Genomic DNA, 19081 nt, shown 5'->3' on the forward strand with positions numbered 1-19081 from the left:
CAGATCACCGGTGCTCACCACGCTCCAACGATGCCATACCGGCCCGCCGGTTTCTGTCCCAGGGGTACGACTCACAAGATCAAGAATTGCTTTTCGGGAGGCTCGCCCGGATGGCGCGATAGGCGTCCCACGGGATGGACGGCCGGGTCAGGTTCCGGCGTTCCAGATAGCGGCGAGTCGTGGCCTGGCACTCACGCCCGATCCGAATCGGGTCGAGCACGCTCGCCTTGCTCCGCCGACCCGGTTCGACCAGCTTCGACGGGCGAAGCAGCCAGCCCTTCTCGTCGGCGACAAGCGACCCTCGCACGTTGGCGTTGTGTAGATTCCACAGTTTCTCGTCGTGCCGGTGCACGAGCAGACCGGCCGGCCCCGCGGCGACCGTGGCATCGTCAGGCACTTCGACGCGGTAGCCATCGGCCTCGGCGGAGATCGTGGTCCGCACGAGCGTCGGGGCGCCCTCGGCGTCGACCGCGATGAGGACGACGGTCGGGTAATGCGCCAGCACGTCGGCGCCGACGAGAGGGCCGGGCCGGGCACCGTCGGCGACCGCGTTGACGGCGGCCGGCAGTGGGCGGGTGACCACCTCGGCCGGCTTGACGATGATCTTGAGGCGCATGTAATAGAAATCGGTCATCTTGTTGGTCGGCCAGTTGAGGTACCTCTGGCTCGACGGCTGGCGCTCCATCAGGAGCGCCCAGAGCCGCCCCAGGTCACCGACCGGCTCCACGTGCACCTCGTCGGGGCAGGTGGCGACACCGCGCACCAGGATCTGCTCCGGCGCTTCCAGGCCGCTCCCCAGCGGCTCGGAGAAGAGCAGCGCCACCCGGCCGTCCCGGCGGACGTTGTACGCCTTCTGCGGGTAACCGAGCGACGTGCTCAGCAGGAACGTCCCGTCGTCGAGTCGCAGGCCCGAGGTGGGCCACGCGACCGGCGAACCGTCCTTGGTCAGGGTCGCCAGTTCGCAGGTGCGGTAGGCGTCGATCACAGCGGGCAGCGCATTCACGGGCGAATCCTAAGTGGATCTCGTTGATGCCCGTCAAACGCGCAACGGCTCCGGCGCGATGCCGGAGCCGTTGCGCAGCACGCTTTACCGGACGAAGTGAGAGGCCTCCCGCGTCAGGTCGATCAGCGGCGCCGGGAACACGCCGAGCGCGATCGTCACGAGCACCCCGAGGCCCAGCGCGGCCGAGGTGAGGAAGCCCGGGATGGAGACCGACGGCGTGGACTCGCCCGGCTCGGACTGCCACATCAGCACGACGACCCGCAGGTACGGGAAGGCGATCAGCATGCTGCTGACCACGCCGAAGATGACCATCCAGGTCTGGCCGCCCTCGATCGCCGCCCCGAAGACCGCGAACTTGGCCGTGAAGCCACTGGTCAGCGGGATGCCGGCGAAAGCGAGCAGGATGAGCGTGAACACGCCGGCCAGCAGCGGGCTCTTGCGCCCGATCCCGGCCCAGCGGGACAGGTGGGTGGCCTCGCCGTCCGAGTCCCGGACCAGGCTCACGACGGCGAACGCGCCGAGGACCGAGAAGCCGTACGCCACCAGGTAGAGCATCGTGCTGCTCAGCCCGGCGTCGTTGAGCGCGAGCACCCCGACCATCAGGTAACCGGCGTTGGCGATCGACGAGTACGCCAGCAGGCGCTTCATGTCGGTCTGGGTGACCGCCAGGATCGCGCCGAGGAACATGGTCAGCACCGCGACCGTGCCCAGCACCGGCTGGAAGTCCCAGCGGACCCCCTCGAACGCCACGTAGAGCACGCGGAGCAGGGCCCCGAACGCCGCGACCTTGGTGCAGGCCGCCATGAACGCGGTGATCGGGGTCGGTGCACCCTGGTAGACGTCCGGCGTCCAGACGTGGAACGGGGCGAGCGCGCTCTTGAAGAGCAGCCCGATCGCGACCAGGCCCAGGCCGCCGTAGAGCAGCAGCTGGCTGTGCTGCGGATTGCTGACCGCGTCGTGGACGACGCTGAGCTGCACCCCACCGGCGTAGCCGTAGAGCAGGGCGACGCCGAACAGGAAGAACGCCGAGGCGTACGACCCGAGCAGGAAGTACTTGAGCGCGGCCTCCTGGCTGAGCAGCCGCCGGCGACGGGCCAGCGCGCACAGCAGGTACAGCGGCAGCGAGAAGACCTCCAGTGCCACGAACATGGTGAGCAGGTCGTTCGCGGCGACGAAGAGCAGCATGCCGCCGAGCGCGAACGCGGCCAGCGGGTACACCTCGGTCAGACCGGGCTGGCCGGTCGACTGCCGGCTGTCCTTGTCCGAGCCGACCACGACGGCGGCCTGGGCGACGAACGCGCCACCGGCCTCCACCGATCGCTCGCCGATCATCAGCAGCGACACGCCCCCGAGCACCAGGATCGCGCCCTGCAGGAAGATCGTCGGCCCGTCGAACGCGACCGCGCCGCCGATCGTGACGATCCGCAGGTTCCGGTTGACGATCAGCACGGTCAGTGCCGCGACCACACCCAGAAGGGCCAGCGACAGCTGTACGACGTTACGGAGCCGGCGTGGCACGAGAACCTCGACGAGGATCCCGGCGCAGGCCACGCCGAAGAGGATCAACATGGGCGCCAGTGCGCCGTAGTCGATCGCAGGCAGTTTCAGCTCTCCCATGGTTACCGGCCAGCCTTTCCGTCCGCGACCGTCGGGGTCGGGTCCTGCGTGCCGACGTCCTGAAGGGTCTTCTGCACCGCGGGGTTGATCACGTCGGTGACCGGTTTCGGGTAGAAGCCGAGCACCAGCAGCAGCAGGATCAGCGGGGCGACGACCACCTTCTCCCGCAGGCTGAGGTCCTTGCGCATCGCCGGGACCTCGTCCAGAGCCGGATTCAGGGTGCCCTGCGTGGTCCTTTGGATCATCCAGAGGACGTACGCCGCGGCCAGCACGATGCCGGCGGTGGCGATCACCGCGTACGTCTTGTGGGTGCTGAACGTGCCGATCAGCACGAGGAACTCACTGACGAACGGGGCGGTGCCGGGCAGCGCCAGTGACGCGAGACCGGCGAAGAACAGCACCCCGGCCAGCGCCGGCACCAGTTTGCCGGCCCCGCCGAAGTCGCTGACCAGCGACGACCCGCGCCGGGCGACGAACATGCCGACCACGATGAAGAGCAGGCCGGTGGCCAGACCGTGGTTGACCATGTAGAGCACCGAGCCGGTGCCGCCCTGCGTGGTGAACGCGAAGATGCCGATGCCGATGAAACCGAAGTGCGCGATCGACGTGTACGACACCAGGCGCTTCAGGTCGTTCTGCCCGACCGCCAGCAGCGCCGCGTAGATGATGCCGATCACCGACAGCACCAGGACGGTCGGGGCGAACCAGCGCGACGCCTCCGGGAACAGCGAGAGGCAGTAACGCAGCAGGCCGAACGTGCCGACCTTGTCCATCACGCCGACCAGCAGCGCGGCCGCGCCGGCCGGGGCGGCACCACCGGAGTCCGGCAGCCAGGTGTGGAACGGGAAGAACGGCGCCTTGATCGCGAACGCCACGAAGAAGCCGAGGAACAGCCACCGCGCGGTGTTCGTGTCGATCGACGGGCCGGCCTTGACCAGCTCGACGAAGTCGAACGTGTGGCCACCGACCACCCACAGCCCGATCACCGAGGCCAGCATGAACAGGCCGCCGACCAGGCTGTAGAGGAAGAACTTGACCGCGGCGTACTGCTTCTGGCCGGCACCGAAGGAACCGATGATGAAGTACATCGGGATCAGCATGATCTCGAAGAACACATAGAACAGGAAGATGTCCGCCGCGGCGAACACCCCGATCATGGTGAACTCGAAGGCCAGCAGCAGGGCGAAGTAGGTCGGCGCGGACCGCCGGCTCTGGTCCACGTCGTGCCAGGACGCCAGGATCACGATCGGGAACAGCACCGCGACCAGCATCAGCATGACCAGCGCGATGCCGTCCGCGGCGAACGTGAAGTCGGCGCCCCAGGCCGGGATCCAGGAGTAGGACTCGTGGAACTGGAAGCGGTCGCTGCTGTCGACCGTGTAGGCGGCCCACATCAGGATGCTGAGCACCAGCACGACCAGCGACCAGACCAGCGCGACCAGCTTGGCGAGTTCCGCCTTGGCTCGCGGGATGGCCGCGACCACACCAGCGCCGACCAGCGGCAAGAGCGTGAGGACAGAGAGGAACGGGAAGTCAGCGAACATTTTTCGGCCTCCGTCCGTAGCAAAGGTTGCCGGTCATGTCCGCTTCCGTCCGAAAGATGTTCGTCACGCCAGCCACCCCAACTGGATCGCGAGGAAGGCGCCGACCACGAGCATCGCGCCGGTGAGCATGGAGAGGGCGTAGGACCGGACGAATCCGGTCTGCAGCCGCCGGAGCCGCCCGGAGCCGCCGCCCACCCCCGCCGCCAGCCCGTTGACCAGACCGTCGACGCCCCGGTTGTCCAGGTAGACCAGGGCGCGGGTGAGGTAGATGCCGGGCCGCTCGAACACCGCCTCGTTGAACGCGTCGGTGTAGAGGTTGCGCCGGGCCGCGGTGACCACGATCCCGGCCGGTTCGGGCTGCAGTGCGGTTCCGCGCCGGAACATTGCCCAGGCCAGGCCCGCACCGATGAGCGTGACCACGATCGACAGGATGGTGATCACCGTGTGCGACAGGACACCGGTGGCCTCGGCCTGTTCCTCGCCGAAGACCGGGGTGAGCCAGTCCGGCACGGTCGTGCTCATCAGCCAGCCGGCCGCGACCGAGCCGACCGCCAGCAGGATCAGCGGGATCGTCATGATCGCCGGGGATTCGTGCGGGTGCTGGTTCTCCTCGGTCCAGCGGGCCGGGCCGTGGAACGTCAGCACGAACAACCGGGTCATGTAGAACGCGGTCAGCCCGGCACCAATCAGTGCCGCCAACCCGAACGTCCAGGCCTGCCAGGTCGTCTCCCGCTCGAAGGCGGCCGCGATGATCGGCTCCTTGGAGAAGAAGCCGGAGAGCGGCGGAATGCCGATGATCGCCAGCCAGCCGGTGGCGAACGTGATCCAGGTGATCCGCATCGGCTTGGCCAGCGCACCGAACCGCCGGATGTCGACCTGGTCGTGCATGCCGTGCATGACCGAGCCGGCCCCGAGGAACATGTTGGCCTTGAAGAAGCCGTGCGCCAGCAGGTGGACGATCGCCAGCGCGTACGCCGCGCCGCCGAGCCCGACACCGAGGAACATGTAACCGATCTGGCTGACCGTGGACCAGGCCAGGACCCGCTTGATGTCGTCCTTCGCGGCGCCGATGACGCAGCCGATCAGCAGCGTCAGCGCACCGACGCTGACCACCACCAGTTGCAGCGTCTCGTTCGCGGTGAAGATCGGGTTGGACCGGGCGATCAGGTAGACCCCGGCGGTGACCATGGTCGCGGCGTGGATGAGGGCGGAGACCGGGGTCGGGCCCTCCATCGCGTCCGGCAGCCAGGCCTGCAGCGGGAACTGACCGGACTTACCGGCCGCGCCGAGCAGCAGGAGCAGACCCATGACCAGCACGATCGTCGCGCTCATCCCGCCGACGCTGCTGAACACCTTGTCGTACTGCGTGCTGCCGACCGTCGTGAACATCAGGAACACGCCGACGGCCAGGCCGGCGTCGCCGACCCGGTTCATCAGGAACGCCTTCTTGCCGGCGGTCGCCGCCGACGGGCGCGTGTACCAGAAGGAGATCAGCAGGTACGACGCGACACCGACGCCCTCCCACCCGAAGTACAGCATCACGTAGTTGTTGCCGAGGACGAGCAGGAGCATCGCCGCGACGAACAGGTTGAAGTAGGCGAAGAACCGCCGCCGGCCCGCGTCGTGCTCCATGTACCCGACCGCGTACAGGTGGATCAACGAGCCGACACCGGTGATCAGCAGGACGAAGACCCCGGAGAGCGGGTCGAAGAGCAGCCCGAAGTCGACCTTCAGGCTTCCGACGTCGATGAAGTCGAAGAGGCTCAGCTGAGCCGACCGGTGCTCGGCGTCGAGGCCGCCGAGCTTGATGAAGAAGATCAGCCCGAGTACGAACGACGCGGCCACCGCCAGCACGCCGAGCCAGTGCCCCCACTTGTCGGCGCGCCGGCCCAGCAGGAGCAGGATCGCCGCACTGGCCAGCGGGATGGCCACGAGCAGCCAGATGCTGCTCAACACTCCCGTCGCCGGGGCGTAGTCCACTTGTTCCACGACAGCCCCTTCAGTACTTCAGGAGGTTCGCGTCGTCGACGCTCGCGGAGCGCCGAGTCCGGAAGATCGACATGATGATGGCGAGGCCGACCACGACCTCGGCGGCGGCGACGACCATCACGAAGAACGAGATGATCTGCCCGTCCAGGCCACCGTTGATCCGGCTGAAGGTGACCAGCGCCAGGTTCGCCGCGTTCAGCATCAGCTCGATGCACATGAACAGGACGATCGCGTTGCGCCGGACCAGCACGCCGGCCGCCCCGATGGTGAACAGGATCGACGCGAGGATGAGGTAATAGTCGGGGGTCACTTCTCGGTTCCCTTCGGTGCGACCTCGGAGGCCGTCAACTCCCGGACCGGCAGGATCGGCGAGATGCTGTTCTCGGTGCCGTTGCCGTCGGGCAGTCGCGCCGGCGCGGCCACCGACATGGTGTTCGCGTAGACGCCCGGGCCCGGCTTCGGTCCGGGGTAGTTGCCCGGGCGGAACCGTTCCTTCATCCGGGTCACCTGATCGGCGCGGTCGCCCTTGGCCCGCTCGACGTGGGCCAGGATCATCGCGCCGACCGCCGCCGTGATCAGCAGCGCGGACGTGACCTCGAAGGCGTAGACGTACTTGGTGAACAGCAGCGCGGCCAGGCCCTGGACGTTCCCGTTCTGGTTGGCCTCGGTCAGGCCCACCGTCGGGGTGTCCTGCAGGCCGCGGGCCACCCCCGTGCCGACCAGGGCCGCGAAGCCGAAGCCGAGCAGGATCGCCGCGACCCGCTGCCCGCGCAGCGTCTCGATCAGCGAGTCGGAGGCGTCCCGGCCGACCAGCATCAGCACGAACAGGAACAGCATCATGATCGCGCCGGTGTAGACGATGATCTGCACGAAGCCGAGGAACGGGGCCTGGTTGATCACGTACAGGATGCCGAGGTTCAGCATCGTGACGACCAGGCACAGCGCGGAGTGCACCGCGTTGCGGGCCAGCACCATGCCGAGCGCCCCGAGCACCGCGAGCGGGCCGAGGATCCAGAAGGCGACGGCCTCGCCGGTGGACACCTGGGTCATGCCGCACCGTCCTTCGACGTCGTCGCGGTGTCCTCCGCGTCATTCGTCGCCCACGGCGCGCGCTCGGCGCCGGCCGAGGTGCCCGGGTTGGTGAGCGCGCCGACGTAGTAGTCCTTGTCGGTCTCGCCCAGGCGCATCGGGTGCGGTGGCTGCTCCATCCCGACCATCAGCGGGGCCAGGAGCTGCTCCTTCGTGAAGATCAGATCCTGGCGGCTGTCGCGGGCCAGCTCGTACTCGTTGCTCATGGTCAGCGAGCGGGTCGGGCAGGCCTCGATGCACAGTCCACAGAAGATGCACCGGGTGTAGTTGATCTGGTAGATCTTCGCGTACCGCTCACCCGGCGAGAAGCGCTGCTCGTCGGTGTTGTCCCCGCCTTCGACGTAGATCGCGTCGGCCGGGCAGGCCCAGGCGCACAGCTCGCAGCCGATGCACTTCTCCAGGCCGTCCGGGTGCCGGTTGAGGATGTGCCGCCCGTGGTAGCGCGGCGCCGGCTTGGGTGGCGAGAACGGGTAGTCGGTGGTGATCACCTTGCGGAACATGTGCGCGAAGGTCACGCCGAAGCCTTTGAAGGAGCCGGTCACCGTGTTCACGTCACACCTCCTTCGACTCGGAGTCGCCGCCCACGGCGGCCGGGGCGCGCTCGGCGACCGCACGGCGGGCACGCGGGCTCGGGGGGACCTGCAGGTCCATCGGAGGGACCGGGAAGCTTCCGGGTGGGCGGCGAGCCAGTTCCTCCTCGATGGAGCGTTGCTTGGGCTTCTCCTTCGACGGCCAGGCCCAGGCGACGATGAGCACGACCAGCGCGATCGCTCCGGTCGAGATCCACCGGACCTCGTTGGAGAGCGCGCCACTGCGGGCGATCTTGAAGTAGGACAGGAAGAGGATCCAGACCAGGTTGATCGGGATCAGAACCTTCCAGCCGAACCGCATGAACTGGTCGTAACGCATCCGGGGCAGCGTGGCCCGCAGCCAGATGAAGCCGAAGAGCAGCACGAACACCTTGAGGAAGAACCAGATCAGGGCGAAATAGCCGGAGTTGGCGCCGGACCAGATCGCGGTGATCGGCCACGGGGCCCGCCAGCCGCCCAGGAACAGCGTCGTGCAGAACGCCGACACGGTGATCATGTTGATGTACTCGGCGAGGAAGAAGAGCGCGAACTTGAACGACGAGTACTCCGTGTGGAAACCGCCGACCAGTTCGGACTCCGCCTCGGGCAGGTCGAACGGCGCCCGGTTGGTCTCGCCGACCGCGGAGATCACGTAGATCAGGAAGCTCGGCAGCAGCTGCAGGCAGTACCAGCCGGGCATGGTGATCTGCACGCCGAAGATCGTCGTGGGATCACCGGAGGCCTGCGCCTTCACGATCTCCGAGGTGCTCATCGACCCGGCGGTCATGAAGACCGCGACGATCGACAGACCCATGGCGACCTCGTACGAGATCATCTGCGCACTGGATCGCAGAGCACCCAGCAGCGGGTACGTCGACCCGGACGCCCAGCCGGCCAGCACCACGCCGTAGACGCTCATCGACGAGCAGGCCAGCAGCACCAGCACGGAGACCGGCACATCGGTGAGCTGCAGCGCGGTGCGGTGACCGAACATGTTCACCACGCCACCGAACGGGATCACCGCGAACGCCGTGAACGCGGTCGTCGCCGAGATCACCGGGGCGATGAAGTAGACGACCTTGTCCGCCGTACGCGGAATGATCTCTTCTTTGAACGGCAGTTTCAGGCCGTCGCTCAGTGAGGTCAGATAGCCGCGGAAGCCGACCTGGTTGGGGCCCGGCCGGACCGCCATCCGGGCCACGACCTTGCGCTCATAGTTGATCGTGAACAGGGTCAGCAGCAGGAGCAGGACGAACAGGCCGACCAGCTTGATCAGCACGATCCACCAGACGTCCTGTTCGAACGACTGCAGGGTCGGGTCCTCCGCGTGCGCCGCGAGAATGTCGATCACTGGTCAACTCCCTCGGCGAGAATCGGGCCGGGCAGACCGGCCGACAACCGGACCACCGAGCCTGCGGTGACGCCGAGGCTGCGGCGCACCGTCGAGCCCGGCGAGTTCGTCGGCAGCCACACCACCTGCCGGGGCAGGTCGGCGATCGCGGCCGGCAGGGTCACCGAGCCGCGGTCGGTGCGGACCGTCAGCAGGTCACCGTCGGCGACCCGCAGCTGCTCGGCCAGCTCCTTGCCGAGCCGGACGACCGGCGGCCGGGCCGTGCCGGCCAGCACCTCGTCGCCGTCCAGCAGCGAGCCCAGGTCGATCAGCTGATGCCAGGTGGCCAGCACCGCGGCCCGCTCACCCGGCTCGGCGAGGTCCCCGGCGGCGACCGCCGGCAGCTCGGCGCGCGCCGTGCTGGCCGGCATGGTGCCCAGCTCACGGCGGACCGCCTGCACGTCCCCGGTGTTCAGGGTGATGTCGAGCAGCGCCGCGATCGCCTCCAGCACCCGGCCGTCGGTCAGGGCGGTGCTCCCACGCAGGACCGTCTCGAAGGACCGCAGCCGGCCCTCCCAGTCCATGTAGGTGCCGGACTTCTCCACCGCCGGGGCGATCGGCAGCACCACGTCGGCCCGCTCGGTCACCGCGCTGTGGCGCAGTTCCAGGCTGACCAGGAAGGGAACCGCGTCCAGGGCCTGCTCGGCGAGGACCGGGTCGGCCAGGTCACCCGGGTCGACCGCGCCGACCAGCAGGCCGCCCAGCGTCCCGTCGGCCGCCGCCGCGATGATCGCGTCGACGTCCCGGCCCGGCCTGTTCGGCAGCGTGCCGCCGTCGACGGACCAGGAGAGGGAGAGCTCGGCGCGGGCCGACGGGTCGCTGACCGGACGACCGCCCGGCAGCAGGTTCGGCAGGCAGCCGGCGTCCAGCGCGCCCCGGTCACCGGCCCGGCGCGGCACCCAGGCCAGGCGCGCTCCGGTCCGCGCAGCCAGTGCCGCCGCCGCGGAGAGCCCGCCCGGCACGGTGGCCAGCCGCTCGCCGACCAGCAGGAGGCTGCCCGGCGCGCTGAGCGCCGCGGCGACCGCCGGGTCGGTGTTCAGCAGCCGGGCCTCGTCGCCCGGGACCGCCGCGACGAGCGCGGCACCGAGCTTCTCGAAGCCCCGGGACAGGAACGGCGCTACCGCGGTGACCTGCAGGGTCCTCTTGCTGTGCGCTTTGCGGAGGCGCAGGAAGAGGATCGGGCACTCCTCCTCCGGCTCCAGACCCACGATCAGGGCCGACGGGGCGTTCTCCACGTCGGCATACGTGACGTCCGAGGTGCCGGCGACCGCGGCGGCCAGGAAGTCCGCCTCCTCGGTGACCCCGATCGGGGAGCCGGTGGCCCGCACCGGGCGGGCCCGGAAGTCCACGTCGTTGGTGTGGAGAACCAGACGAGCGAATTTGGCGTACGCGTACGCGTCCTCCACCGTCAGCCGGCCGCCCGGGAGCACCCCGACGCCCCGGTCCCGGGCCGCGCGAAGTCCCTCCGCGGCGGCGACCAGCGCCTCACTCCACGACGCCTCGCGCAGCTGCCCGGTGCGCGAGTCCCGCACCAGCGGCGTGGTGATCCGGTCGATGGCCGTGGAGTAACGGAAACCCCACCGACCCTTGTCGCAGTTCCACTCCTCGTTGACCGCCGGGTCGTCACCGGCGAGCCGGCGCAGCACCTTCCCGCGGCGGTGGTCGGCTCGCATCGAGCAGCCAGCCGCGCAGTGCTCGCAGCTGGTCGGCGAGGAGACCAGGTCGAACGGGCGGGCGCGGAACCGGTACTGCTCACCGGTGAGCGCGCCGACCGGGCAGATCTGGATGGTGTTGCCGGAGAAGTACGAGTTGAACGCGACGTCCCCCGCACCCTCACCGACCTGGCCGTCTCCGGTGCCCGCGCCGCCGAAGAAGTCGTCGCGGTAGACGTTGATCTGCTCACCGGAGGAGCGGTCCATCAGGTCGATGAACTTGTCCCCGGCGATCTCCTCGGAGAACCGGGTGCAGCGCTGGCAGAGCACGCAACGTTCCCGGTCCAGCAGCACCTGGCTGGAGATGTGGATCGGCTTCTCGTACTCCCGCTTGTGCTCGTGGAACCGGGAGTCGGCGCGGCCGGTGCTCATCGCCTGGTTCTGCAGCGGGCACTCGCCGCCCTTGTCGCAGGTCGGGCAGTCCAGCGGGTGGTTGATCAGCAGCAGCTCCATCACGCCGGCCTGGGCCTTGGCCGCGACCGGCGAGCTGAGCTGGGTCTTCACGATCATGCCTTCGGCCACTGTCTGGGTGCAGGAAGCGACCGGCTTGCGCTGGCCCTCCACCTCGACCAGGCACTGGCGGCAGGCGCCGGCCGGGGCCAGCAGCGGGTGGTCGCAGAACCGCGGGATCGCGATCCCCATCCGCTCGGCGACCCGGATGACCAGCTCGCCCTTCTCGGCCTGGACCTCGACCCCGTCGATCGTCAGCGTGACCAGATCCGTTTTCTTAGGGTCCGCGCCGCTGCTGGGCTCAGCGGCCCTCTTCGCTACGTCGGTCATCAGTGCGCTCCTACGAGGGACTTCTCGGAGAGCCGCGGCGCCGTGCGGCCCTCGATGTAACCGAGGTAGTCGTCCCGGAACCACTTGAGCGTCGAGACGACCGGCGTGGCCGCGCCGTCACCGAGGCCGCAGAAGGACCGGCCGAAGATGTTGTCCGCGGTGTCCTGCAGCGTGTCCAGGTCGGCGTAGGTGCCATGACCGGCGAGGATCCGCCGGTACGTGCGCACCATCCAGTAGTTGCCCTCCCGGCACGGGGTGCACTTGCCGCAGGACTCGTGGTGGTAGAACTCCAGCCAGCGCCACGTGTTGTAGACCGGGCAGTCCTGGTCGGAGAAGATCTGCATCGCCGTGGTGCCGAGGATCGAACCGGCCGCCGCGACACCCTCGAAGTCCATCGCGGTGTCGATGTGCTCGGCGGTCAGCAGCGGCGTGGACGAGCCGCCCGGTGTCCAGAACTTGAGGTTGTGACCCGGCTGCATCCCGCCCGCCAGCTCGATCAGCTCGCGCAGGGTGATGCCGAGGCCGCACTCGTACTGTCCGGGATTGACCACCCGTCCGGAGAGCGAGTAGATCATCGGGCCGGCCGACTTCTCGGTGCCCATGCTCTTCCACCAGTCGGCGCCGCCCAGCACGATGTACGGCACGCTGGCGATCGTCCCGACGTTGTTGACCACGGTCGGGCTGGCATACAGGCCGGCGATGGCCGGGAACGGCGGGCGCAGCCGGGGCTGGCCGCGGAACCCTTCCAGGGAGTCGAGCAGCGCGGTCTCCTCGCCGCAGATGTACGCACCGGCGCCGCTGTGCACCACCAGCTCCAGGTCGAACCCGGAACCGAGGATGTTCTCGCCGAGGTAACCGGCGGCGTACGCCTCCTTGACCGCGTTGCGCAGCCGCCGAGCGGCGTGCACCGCCTCACCGCGGATGTAGATGAACGCCCGGTTCGCCCGGATCGCGTACGACGCGATGATCGCGCCCTCCACGAGCGAGTGCGGGTCGTACGTCATCAGCGGAAGGTCCTTGCAGGTGCCCGGCTCGCCCTCGTCCGCGTTGATCACGAGGTAGTGCGGCTTGCCGTCGCCCTGCGGGATGAACCCCCACTTGAGCCCGGTGGGGAAGCCTGCGCCACCACGTCCACGCAGCCCGGAGTCCTTGATCAGCTGGATCAGGTCGTCCGGGTGGACGTCGAGCGCCTTGCGGACCGCCTGGTAACCGTCGAGCCGTTCGTAGACGCCGATCTGCCAGGCGTCCGGCGAGAGCCAGCGCTTGGTGAGCACCGGGGTGAGCTTCTGGAGCACCTCCGGCCGGGGTTGGGTCATTTCTCCTCCTCCGAGCCACGGGTCGGGTCCGGCGTACGCGGGCTGTCCCCGGCCGGTTTGCCGTCACCGGCCGGCGCGTTGCCCGCCACGGCGGTGGTCGCACCGGCCTGGGCCTCCGGCTTCGCCGGCTCACTCGCGGTGGGGTTGCGTAGCGCGGCGGTACGCACCTGGGGGTCCTCGGTCTTCGACCCGCGCGCCTTCCCGGCCACCGAGCCCGCCTTCTCGACGACCGCGCCCGCCGCGGACTTGACTGCCTGGACCGCTGTCGCGACCTTGCCCGGCTGCTCCTCGCGGGCCGGCTTGGTCTTGGTGATCGGGGTGTCCAGGTTGAAGCCGGCCACCGCGATCCCGTGCTGCTCGGCGAGCCGGACCCCGCGCAGGGTCGGCGCCCCGGCCACGCCGTCACCGACCGCGCCCTCGCGCGGGTCGGCGAAACCGGCCAGCTGGTACTGCATCTCCTTGAGCGAGCAGATCCGGGCACCGCGGGCCGGGGTGGGCCGTTCACCGTTGGTCAGGCTGTCGACCAGTGCGACCGCGGACTCCGGCGTGGCCTGGTCGACGGTGAAGTCGTAGTTGACCGTCACCACCGGCGCGTAGTCGCAGGCCGCGAGGCACTCGGCGTGCTCCAGCGTGATCCGCCCGTCGGCGGTGGTCTCGTCGTGGCCGACGCCGAGGTGCTCGGTCAACGTGTCGTAGACCTCCTGCCCGCCGAGCACGTTGCAGAGGGTGTTGGTGCAGACGCTGACCAGGTATTCCCCGGTGGGCCGGCGCTTGTACATGGTGTAGAAGGTGGCGACCGCGCCGACCTGGGCCTTGTTGATTCCCAGGATCTCGGCGCAGAACGCGACGCCGGCCGGGCTGACGTACCCCTCCTCGGTCTGCACCAGGTGCAGCAGCGGCAGCAGCGCCGAACGCTCCCGGCCGGCCGGGTACCGAGCGAGGATCTCCTGCGCGGCCCCGAGCAGCTTCTCCGCGAGCGGAGCCGCCGCCGGGGTGAAGTCAACCTGCTCTTCAGCTTCTTCTGTGTTGCGGCGAAGCCGCCTGGCAAGCTCAGTCATCAGCGATCACACCCACCCATCACCGGGTCCAGGGACGCGCCGCCGGCGATGACGTCGGCGAGCAGCGCGCCCTCGGCCATCGCCGGGATGGCCTGGAGGTTGACGAAGCTCGGCTCGCGGTAGTGCACCCGGTAGGGGTGGGTGCCGCCGTCGGAAACCGCGTGAACGCCGAGTTCGCCCCGCGGATGCTCGACCGCAACGTAGACTTGACCAGGCGGAACCCGGAAGCCTTCGGTCACCAGCTTGAAGTGGTGGATCAGCGACTCCATCGACGAGCCCATGATCTTGGCAACGTGTTCCAGGGAGTTGCCGAGACCGTCGACCCCCAGCGCGAGCTGGGCCGGCCACGCGATCTTCTTGTCCGCGACCCAGATCGGGCCGGGCTTGAGCCGGTCGAGGGCCTGCTCGACGATCTTGAGAGACTCCTTGATCTCGGCCAGCCGGACGAGATAGCGCCCCCAGACGTCACCGGTGGTCGCGGTCGGGACGTCGAATTCGTACGTCTCGTACCCGCTGTACGGCATGGTCTTGCGCAGGTCCCAGGGCAGCCCGGCCGAGCGCAGCACCGGCCCGGTGATGCCGAGCGCGAGGCAGCCGGTCACGTCCAGGACGGCGACTCCCTGCGTGCGCTTCTGCCAGATCACCTGGCCGGAGAGCATCGCCTCGTATTCCTTGAGCTTCTTCGGCAGGTAGACGAGGAAGTCGCGGATCTTCTTGACCGCCGAGTCGGGCAGGTCCTGGGCGAGGCCGCCCGGGCGGATGTAGCCGTTGTTCATCCGCAGGCCGGAGGTCTCCTCGAAGATGTCGAGGATGTACTCCCGCTCCCGGAAGCCGTACAGCATCATCGAGATCGCGCCGAGCTCCATGCCGGTGGTGGCCAGCCAGACCAGGTGCGAGGCGATCCGCTGCAGCTCCATGAACAGGATCCGGATCGTCTGCGTGCGTTCGGTGATCTGATCGGTGATGCCGAGCAGCTTCTCGACCGCCAGGCAGTACGCCGTCTCGTTCGACATGTTGGACAGGTAGTCCATCCGCGTGACGAACGTGACGCCCTGGGTCCAGGTCCGGTACTCCAGGTTCTTCTCGATGCCGGTGTGCAGGTAACCGACCACCGGCCGGGCCTCGGTCACCGTCTCGCCCTCGAGCTCCAGCACCAGCCGGAGCACGCCATGCGTGGACGGGTGCTGAGGACCCATGTTGACGACGATCTTCTCGTTGCTGAGCGGGTCGATGCTGGACGTGACGCTGTCCCAGTCACCGCCGGTGACCGTGAAGACCCGGCCCTCGGTGGTCTCTCGCGCGCTCGCGTATTCCGACGTGGTCACTGGTAGACCCTCCGCTGGTCGGGCGGCGGGATCTCGGCGCCCTTGTATTCCACGGGCACCCCGCCGAGCGGGTAGTCCTTGCGCTGGGGATGGCCCTCCCAGTCGTCCGGCATCAAGATCCGGGTGAGGTTGGGGTGGCCGGGGAAGACGACGCCGAACATGTCGTAGATCTCCCGCTCCTGCCAGTCGGCGGTCGGGTAGACGCCGGTGACGCTCGGGACGGGCACGCCGTCGGCGACGCTCACCTCGAGACGGACCCTCCGGCGGTACGTCATCGAAGTCAATTGATAAGAGATGTGGAATCGCCGCTCGTCGCTGCCCAGGTAGTCCACCGCATCGACGGAGGAGCAGAGTTCGAACCGCAGGGACTCGTCGTCCCGCATTACCTGACAGACATCCGTGATTCTCTCGGGCCTGATGTGAAGTGTGAGTTCCGCCCTATCCACCACCACTTTCTCGATGGCTTCGGAGAAGGCCGGATAAGCTTCCTCCAACGCGTCATAGACGTCGTCGAAATACCCGCCGTACGGCCGTGGGCTGTCAAAAACAGCAGGTCGGGGGCGGACCAGACGACCGAAGCCGGAGACGTCGCCGGTGCCTTTGACGCCGAACATCCCCTTATCGGGGCTGGGCGGTGTCTGCGCGGGCGCACCCAGATTTGCATTTGTCGATGCAGTGACGGGAGCGTCACCCTCAGTTCCGGGTCGAATTGTCATTTGCCCTCCCGCAAATGCGGCTGGAGTTTCATCCAGTTCTCGATCCGCAATTGCTCCTCGCGGCCTTCCTTGACGGCCTGCGTCCATTCCGCGCGGCGGAGCTTGTCCACGCGGTAGGACGACGGCATGGCGCCCGGCGCGACGAGTGGCAGCTTGCCCTCGGCGCGACGCTGCTCCAGCATCTTGCGGCCGTTGGGACCGAGCGGCTGGGCCATGACCTTCTCGCGCATCTTGAGGATCGCGTCGATCAGCATCTCCGGCCTGGGCGGGCACCCGGGGAGGTAGATGTCGACCGGCACGATGTGGTCGACGCCCTGAACGATGGCGTAGTTGTTGAACATGCCACCGGACGAGGCGCAGACGCCCATCGAGATCACCGAGCGCGGTTCCGGCATCTGGTCGTAGATCTGGCGCACCACCGGGGCCATCTTCTGGCTGACCCGGCCGGCCACGATCATCAGGTCCGCTTGGCGGGGCGAGGCGCGGAACACCTCCATGCCCCAGCGACCGAGGTCGTAGTGCGGGCCACCGGCCGCCATCATCTCGATGGCACAGCAGGCCAGGCCGAAGGTCGCACCCCAGAACGACGACTTGCGGGCCCAGTTCGACAGCTTCTCGACCGAGGTCAGAAGGATGCCGCTGGGCAGCTTCTCTTCGATTCCCATGGTTATCAGTCCCAGTTGAGTCCGCCGCGTCGCCACACGTACGTGTAGGCGATGAAGACGGTGACGATGAACAGGACCATTTCCACGAAACCGAACAGGCCGAGCGCCTGGAACGAGACGGCCCACGGGTAGAGGAAGATGGTCTCGATGTCGAAGACGATGAAGAGCATCGCGGTCAGATAGAACTTCACCGGGAATCGGCCGCCGCCGACCGGTTGGGGGGCGGGCTCGATGCCGCATTCGTAGGCGTCCATCTTTGCCCGGTTGTAACGCTTCGGCCCGACGATCGGTGCAACGGACACCGAGAACAACGCGAAGAGCGCGCCGAGGATCAGCAACCCGACGATCGGGACGTATGGGTTGATCGTCATCTTCACTCCCGTACGACTGTTAGCCGCTTCACACTAGTTTTTCGCTTTTGTATCCCTTTGGTCGGGGTGCCCGATTCCGTCGTCAGACGGCGGGCGCCACCTTGGTCAAGCCGTTGATGATGCGGTCCATGGCGTCCCCACCGCGCGGGTCGGTGAGGTTGGCCAGGAGCTTGAGGACGAACTTCATCAACGTCGGGTGCGGCATGCCGTGCTTGGTGGCGAGCCGCATGATCTGCGGGTTGCCGATCAGCTTCACGAACACCCCGCCCAGGCGGTAGTAACCGCCGAACCGCAGGCTCAACTCGGTCGGGTACGCCCGGAGCGCACGCTCGCGCTCGGGGCCCGCCGGACGCGCCAGCGCCTGAACCGCGACCTCGGCCGCCAGTTCGCCGGACTCCATCGCGTACGCGATGCCCTCACCGTTCATCGGGTTGACCATGCCACCCGAGTCGCCGACCAGCATTACCCCGCGGGTGTAATGCGGCACGCGGTTGAAGCCCATCGGGAGCGCCGCGCCGAGCGTCGGGCCCTCCGCGTTCTCCTCGCCGCGCATCCCCCAGTCCTCCGGGGTGGAGCCGAGCCAGTCGGTGAGCAGATTCTTGTAGTTCGTCTTGCCGAACGCATCCGACGAGTTCAAGATGCCGAGGCCCACGTTCACCCGGCCGTCGCCGAGGCCGAAGATCCAGCCGTAACCGGGAAGGAGCCGGCTCGGGTCCTGCGCGCTGCGCAGCTCCAGCCAGGACTCCAGGTAGTTGTCGTCCGCCTTGGCCGCGGAGCGGTAGTAGCGCCGGACGGCCACCCCGAGCGGGCGGTCGTCGCGCTTGGCCAGCCCCAGGGCCAGCGGGAACTTGCCGGAGACGCCGTCCGCGGCGATCACCAGCGGCGCACGGTACTGCACCGGCTCTTTTCCGGGACCGGCCTTGGCCTCGACCCCGATCACGTAGCCTTCGTCATTGAGGACCGGGCCGCTGACGGTCACGTTCGTCCGCAGCAGGGCGCCGGCCTCGACGGCCCGCTGGGCGAGCATGTCGTCAAAGTCCATCCGGGTGCGGACCAGGCCGTAGTTGGGGAAACTCGCCAGCTCCGGCCAGTCCAGCTCCATGCGGACGCCGCCGCCGATCACCCGCAGGCCGCGATTGTGCAGCCAGCCCGCCTTCTCCGAGGTGTCGATGCCCATCCGCACCAGCTGACGAACGGCACGCGGGGTCAGACCGTCACCGCACACCTTCTCGCGCGGGAACTCGGTCTTCTCCAGCAGCAGGACCCGGATGCCGTGCCGGGCGAGGTGATACGCGGCCGCGCTGCCACCGGGACCCGCTCCGACCACGATCACGTCAGCTTCGTCAGCGACGGGGGATGGCGGGTGGTCGTTCACGGTGCAGCCTCCGATCCGCAGTGCTCGTGAATTAGTTCACAAGCATGCCTCGTTCGGAGTCTAGGCCGACTATCGACGATCTTTGCACTCAGGTCGGCCGGATTGTTTCGGCGTGGCTAACGAATCGGGTCAGAATCGCCCAAAACGCGCTCGGCCATCCCACGTGCCGGACCGTCGAGATGATCTCGGATAGTGCCGTCCATCGCGCGGTCCAGCGCAACGATCAGTTCCTCCACCAGGTCCTGCGCCAACAGGGGATCTTGAGCCGCGACCTGCCGGATACGCGTGGCCAGCTCGGTCGCGCGACGCTCGCCGGCCTCTCCTTCGTCGATCGCGATGTCGATGTCGGTGTCCTCTAGCTGCCCGATTTTCGTCATGACTTCGAGCTAAACAGCCGTTTTGCCCCGCGTACGCGAAACGCCCGATTTGTCACCGACACGCGTGAGTTGATCTAGAACCGCCGGTCCCGGTCCGCCGTCCGCCGCCGGCTCCGCACGCCGGTCCCGCTCCGCTTCCCGGCGACGGCTTTCCTCCGCTCGCGGCCGCTGCTTTTCCCGTACGG

Annotated in this window: 17 protein-coding genes; all 17 read right to left on the reverse strand. The window is 68.2% G+C overall.

What is annotated here, in order from left to right:
* Positions 1-79: 79 nt before the first annotated feature.
* Positions 80-1003 (reverse strand): pyridoxamine 5'-phosphate oxidase family protein, encoded by a 924-nt coding sequence (locus tag ACH442_RS35465; RefSeq protein ID WP_396342439.1) that lies wholly within the window; start codon positions 1001-1003, stop codon positions 80-82.
* An 84-nt stretch (positions 1004-1087) separates the two neighbouring features.
* Positions 1088-2620 (reverse strand): NADH-quinone oxidoreductase subunit NuoN, encoded by a 1533-nt coding sequence (gene nuoN / locus ACH442_RS35470; protein ID WP_396342440.1) that lies wholly within the window; start codon positions 2618-2620, stop codon positions 1088-1090.
* A 2-nt stretch (positions 2621-2622) separates the two neighbouring features.
* Complete coding sequence (locus ACH442_RS35475) at positions 2623-4164, reverse strand: NADH-quinone oxidoreductase subunit M (protein ID WP_396342441.1); 1542 nt, start codon at positions 4162-4164, stop codon at positions 2623-2625.
* A gap of 63 nt (positions 4165-4227) precedes the next feature.
* Positions 4228-6153: an NADH-quinone oxidoreductase subunit L gene (gene nuoL, locus ACH442_RS35480; protein WP_396342442.1), complete on the reverse strand. Its 1926-nt coding sequence runs from the start codon at positions 6151-6153 to the stop codon at positions 4228-4230.
* A gap of 10 nt (positions 6154-6163) precedes the next feature.
* Positions 6164-6463, reverse strand: a complete 300-nt coding sequence (nuoK, locus tag ACH442_RS35485; RefSeq protein ID WP_089295959.1) for an NADH-quinone oxidoreductase subunit NuoK — start codon at positions 6461-6463, stop codon at positions 6164-6166.
* The gene (locus ACH442_RS35490) at positions 6460-7203 is read right to left on the reverse strand and encodes an NADH-quinone oxidoreductase subunit J (protein ID WP_396342443.1); all 744 of its coding nucleotides are present in this window, start codon (positions 7201-7203) and stop codon (positions 6460-6462) included. Before ACH442_RS35490 ends, nuoK begins: the two co-directional genes overlap by 4 nt.
* Positions 7200-7793, reverse strand: a complete 594-nt coding sequence (gene nuoI / locus ACH442_RS35495) for an NADH-quinone oxidoreductase subunit NuoI (RefSeq protein ID WP_396342444.1) — start codon at positions 7791-7793, stop codon at positions 7200-7202. Before nuoI ends, ACH442_RS35490 begins: the two co-directional genes overlap by 4 nt.
* A 1-nt stretch (position 7794) precedes the next feature.
* A complete protein-coding gene (nuoH, locus tag ACH442_RS35500; protein WP_396342445.1) occupies positions 7795-9162 on the reverse strand; it encodes an NADH-quinone oxidoreductase subunit NuoH in 1368 nt (455 codons plus the stop codon).
* Positions 9159-11693, reverse strand: a complete 2535-nt coding sequence (locus ACH442_RS35505; RefSeq protein ID WP_396342446.1) for an NADH-quinone oxidoreductase subunit G — start codon at positions 11691-11693, stop codon at positions 9159-9161. The genes nuoH and ACH442_RS35505 overlap by 4 nt, the downstream gene beginning before the upstream one ends.
* A complete protein-coding gene (gene nuoF / locus ACH442_RS35510; RefSeq protein ID WP_396342447.1) occupies positions 11693-13009 on the reverse strand; it encodes an NADH-quinone oxidoreductase subunit NuoF in 1317 nt (438 codons plus the stop codon). The genes ACH442_RS35505 and nuoF overlap by 1 nt, the downstream gene beginning before the upstream one ends.
* On the reverse strand, positions 13006-14067 hold the full coding sequence (gene nuoE, locus ACH442_RS35515) for an NADH-quinone oxidoreductase subunit NuoE (protein ID WP_396342448.1): 1062 nt from the start codon (positions 14065-14067) through the stop codon (positions 13006-13008). The genes nuoF and nuoE overlap by 4 nt, the downstream gene beginning before the upstream one ends.
* Complete coding sequence (locus ACH442_RS35520; RefSeq protein ID WP_396342449.1) at positions 14067-15392, reverse strand: NADH-quinone oxidoreductase subunit D; 1326 nt, start codon at positions 15390-15392, stop codon at positions 14067-14069. The genes nuoE and ACH442_RS35520 overlap by 1 nt, the downstream gene beginning before the upstream one ends.
* Positions 15389-16108 carry an NADH-quinone oxidoreductase subunit C gene (locus tag ACH442_RS35525; protein WP_396342450.1) on the reverse strand — a complete coding sequence of 240 codons (720 nt, stop codon included), beginning with the start codon at positions 16106-16108 and terminating at the stop codon, positions 15389-15391. Before ACH442_RS35525 ends, ACH442_RS35520 begins: the two co-directional genes overlap by 4 nt.
* Positions 16105-16773 carry a NuoB/complex I 20 kDa subunit family protein gene (locus ACH442_RS35530; RefSeq protein ID WP_396342451.1) on the reverse strand — a complete coding sequence of 223 codons (669 nt, stop codon included), beginning with the start codon at positions 16771-16773 and terminating at the stop codon, positions 16105-16107. The genes ACH442_RS35525 and ACH442_RS35530 overlap by 4 nt, the downstream gene beginning before the upstream one ends.
* A gap of 5 nt (positions 16774-16778) precedes the next feature.
* On the reverse strand, positions 16779-17144 hold the full coding sequence (locus ACH442_RS35535) for an NADH-quinone oxidoreductase subunit A (protein WP_203748632.1): 366 nt from the start codon (positions 17142-17144) through the stop codon (positions 16779-16781).
* Between the two features lie 82 nt (positions 17145-17226).
* Entirely contained in the window at positions 17227-18519 is a 1293-nt protein-coding gene (locus ACH442_RS35540) for a geranylgeranyl reductase family protein (protein WP_396342452.1), read from the reverse strand.
* Between the two features lie 116 nt (positions 18520-18635).
* Positions 18636-18896: a hypothetical protein gene (locus tag ACH442_RS35545; RefSeq protein WP_396342453.1), complete on the reverse strand. Its 261-nt coding sequence runs from the start codon at positions 18894-18896 to the stop codon at positions 18636-18638.
* Between the last annotated feature and the right edge of the window lie 185 nt (positions 18897-19081).

This window comes from Actinoplanes sp. NPDC020271 (genome assembly GCF_044388125.1).
Taxonomy (GTDB): Bacteria; Actinomycetota; Actinomycetes; order Mycobacteriales; family Micromonosporaceae; genus Actinoplanes.

Excerpts from the sequence above, each read along its gene's own strand:
- nuoN (WP_396342440.1), bottom strand. The coding sequence starts at position 2,620 with ATGGGAGAGCTGAAACTGCCTGCGATCGACTACGGCGCACTGGCGCCC.
- ACH442_RS35475 (WP_396342441.1), bottom strand. The coding sequence starts at position 4,164 with ATGTTCGCTGACTTCCCGTTCCTCTCTGTCCTCACGCTCTTGCCGCTG.
- ACH442_RS35490 (WP_396342443.1), bottom strand. The coding sequence starts at position 7,203 with ATGACCCAGGTGTCCACCGGCGAGGCCGTCGCCTTCTGGATCCTCGGC.
- ACH442_RS35505 (WP_396342446.1), bottom strand. The coding sequence starts at position 11,693 with ATGACCGACGTAGCGAAGAGGGCCGCTGAGCCCAGCAGCGGCGCGGAC.
- nuoF (WP_396342447.1), bottom strand. The coding sequence starts at position 13,009 with ATGACCCAACCCCGGCCGGAGGTGCTCCAGAAGCTCACCCCGGTGCTC.
- nuoE (WP_396342448.1), bottom strand. The coding sequence starts at position 14,067 with ATGACTGAGCTTGCCAGGCGGCTTCGCCGCAACACAGAAGAAGCTGAA.
- ACH442_RS35525 (WP_396342450.1), bottom strand. The coding sequence starts at position 16,108 with ATGACAATTCGACCCGGAACTGAGGGTGACGCTCCCGTCACTGCATCG.
- ACH442_RS35530 (WP_396342451.1), bottom strand. The coding sequence starts at position 16,773 with ATGGGAATCGAAGAGAAGCTGCCCAGCGGCATCCTTCTGACCTCGGTC.
- ACH442_RS35535 (WP_203748632.1), bottom strand. The coding sequence starts at position 17,144 with ATGACGATCAACCCATACGTCCCGATCGTCGGGTTGCTGATCCTCGGC.
- ACH442_RS35545 (WP_396342453.1), bottom strand. The coding sequence starts at position 18,896 with ATGACGAAAATCGGGCAGCTAGAGGACACCGACATCGACATCGCGATC.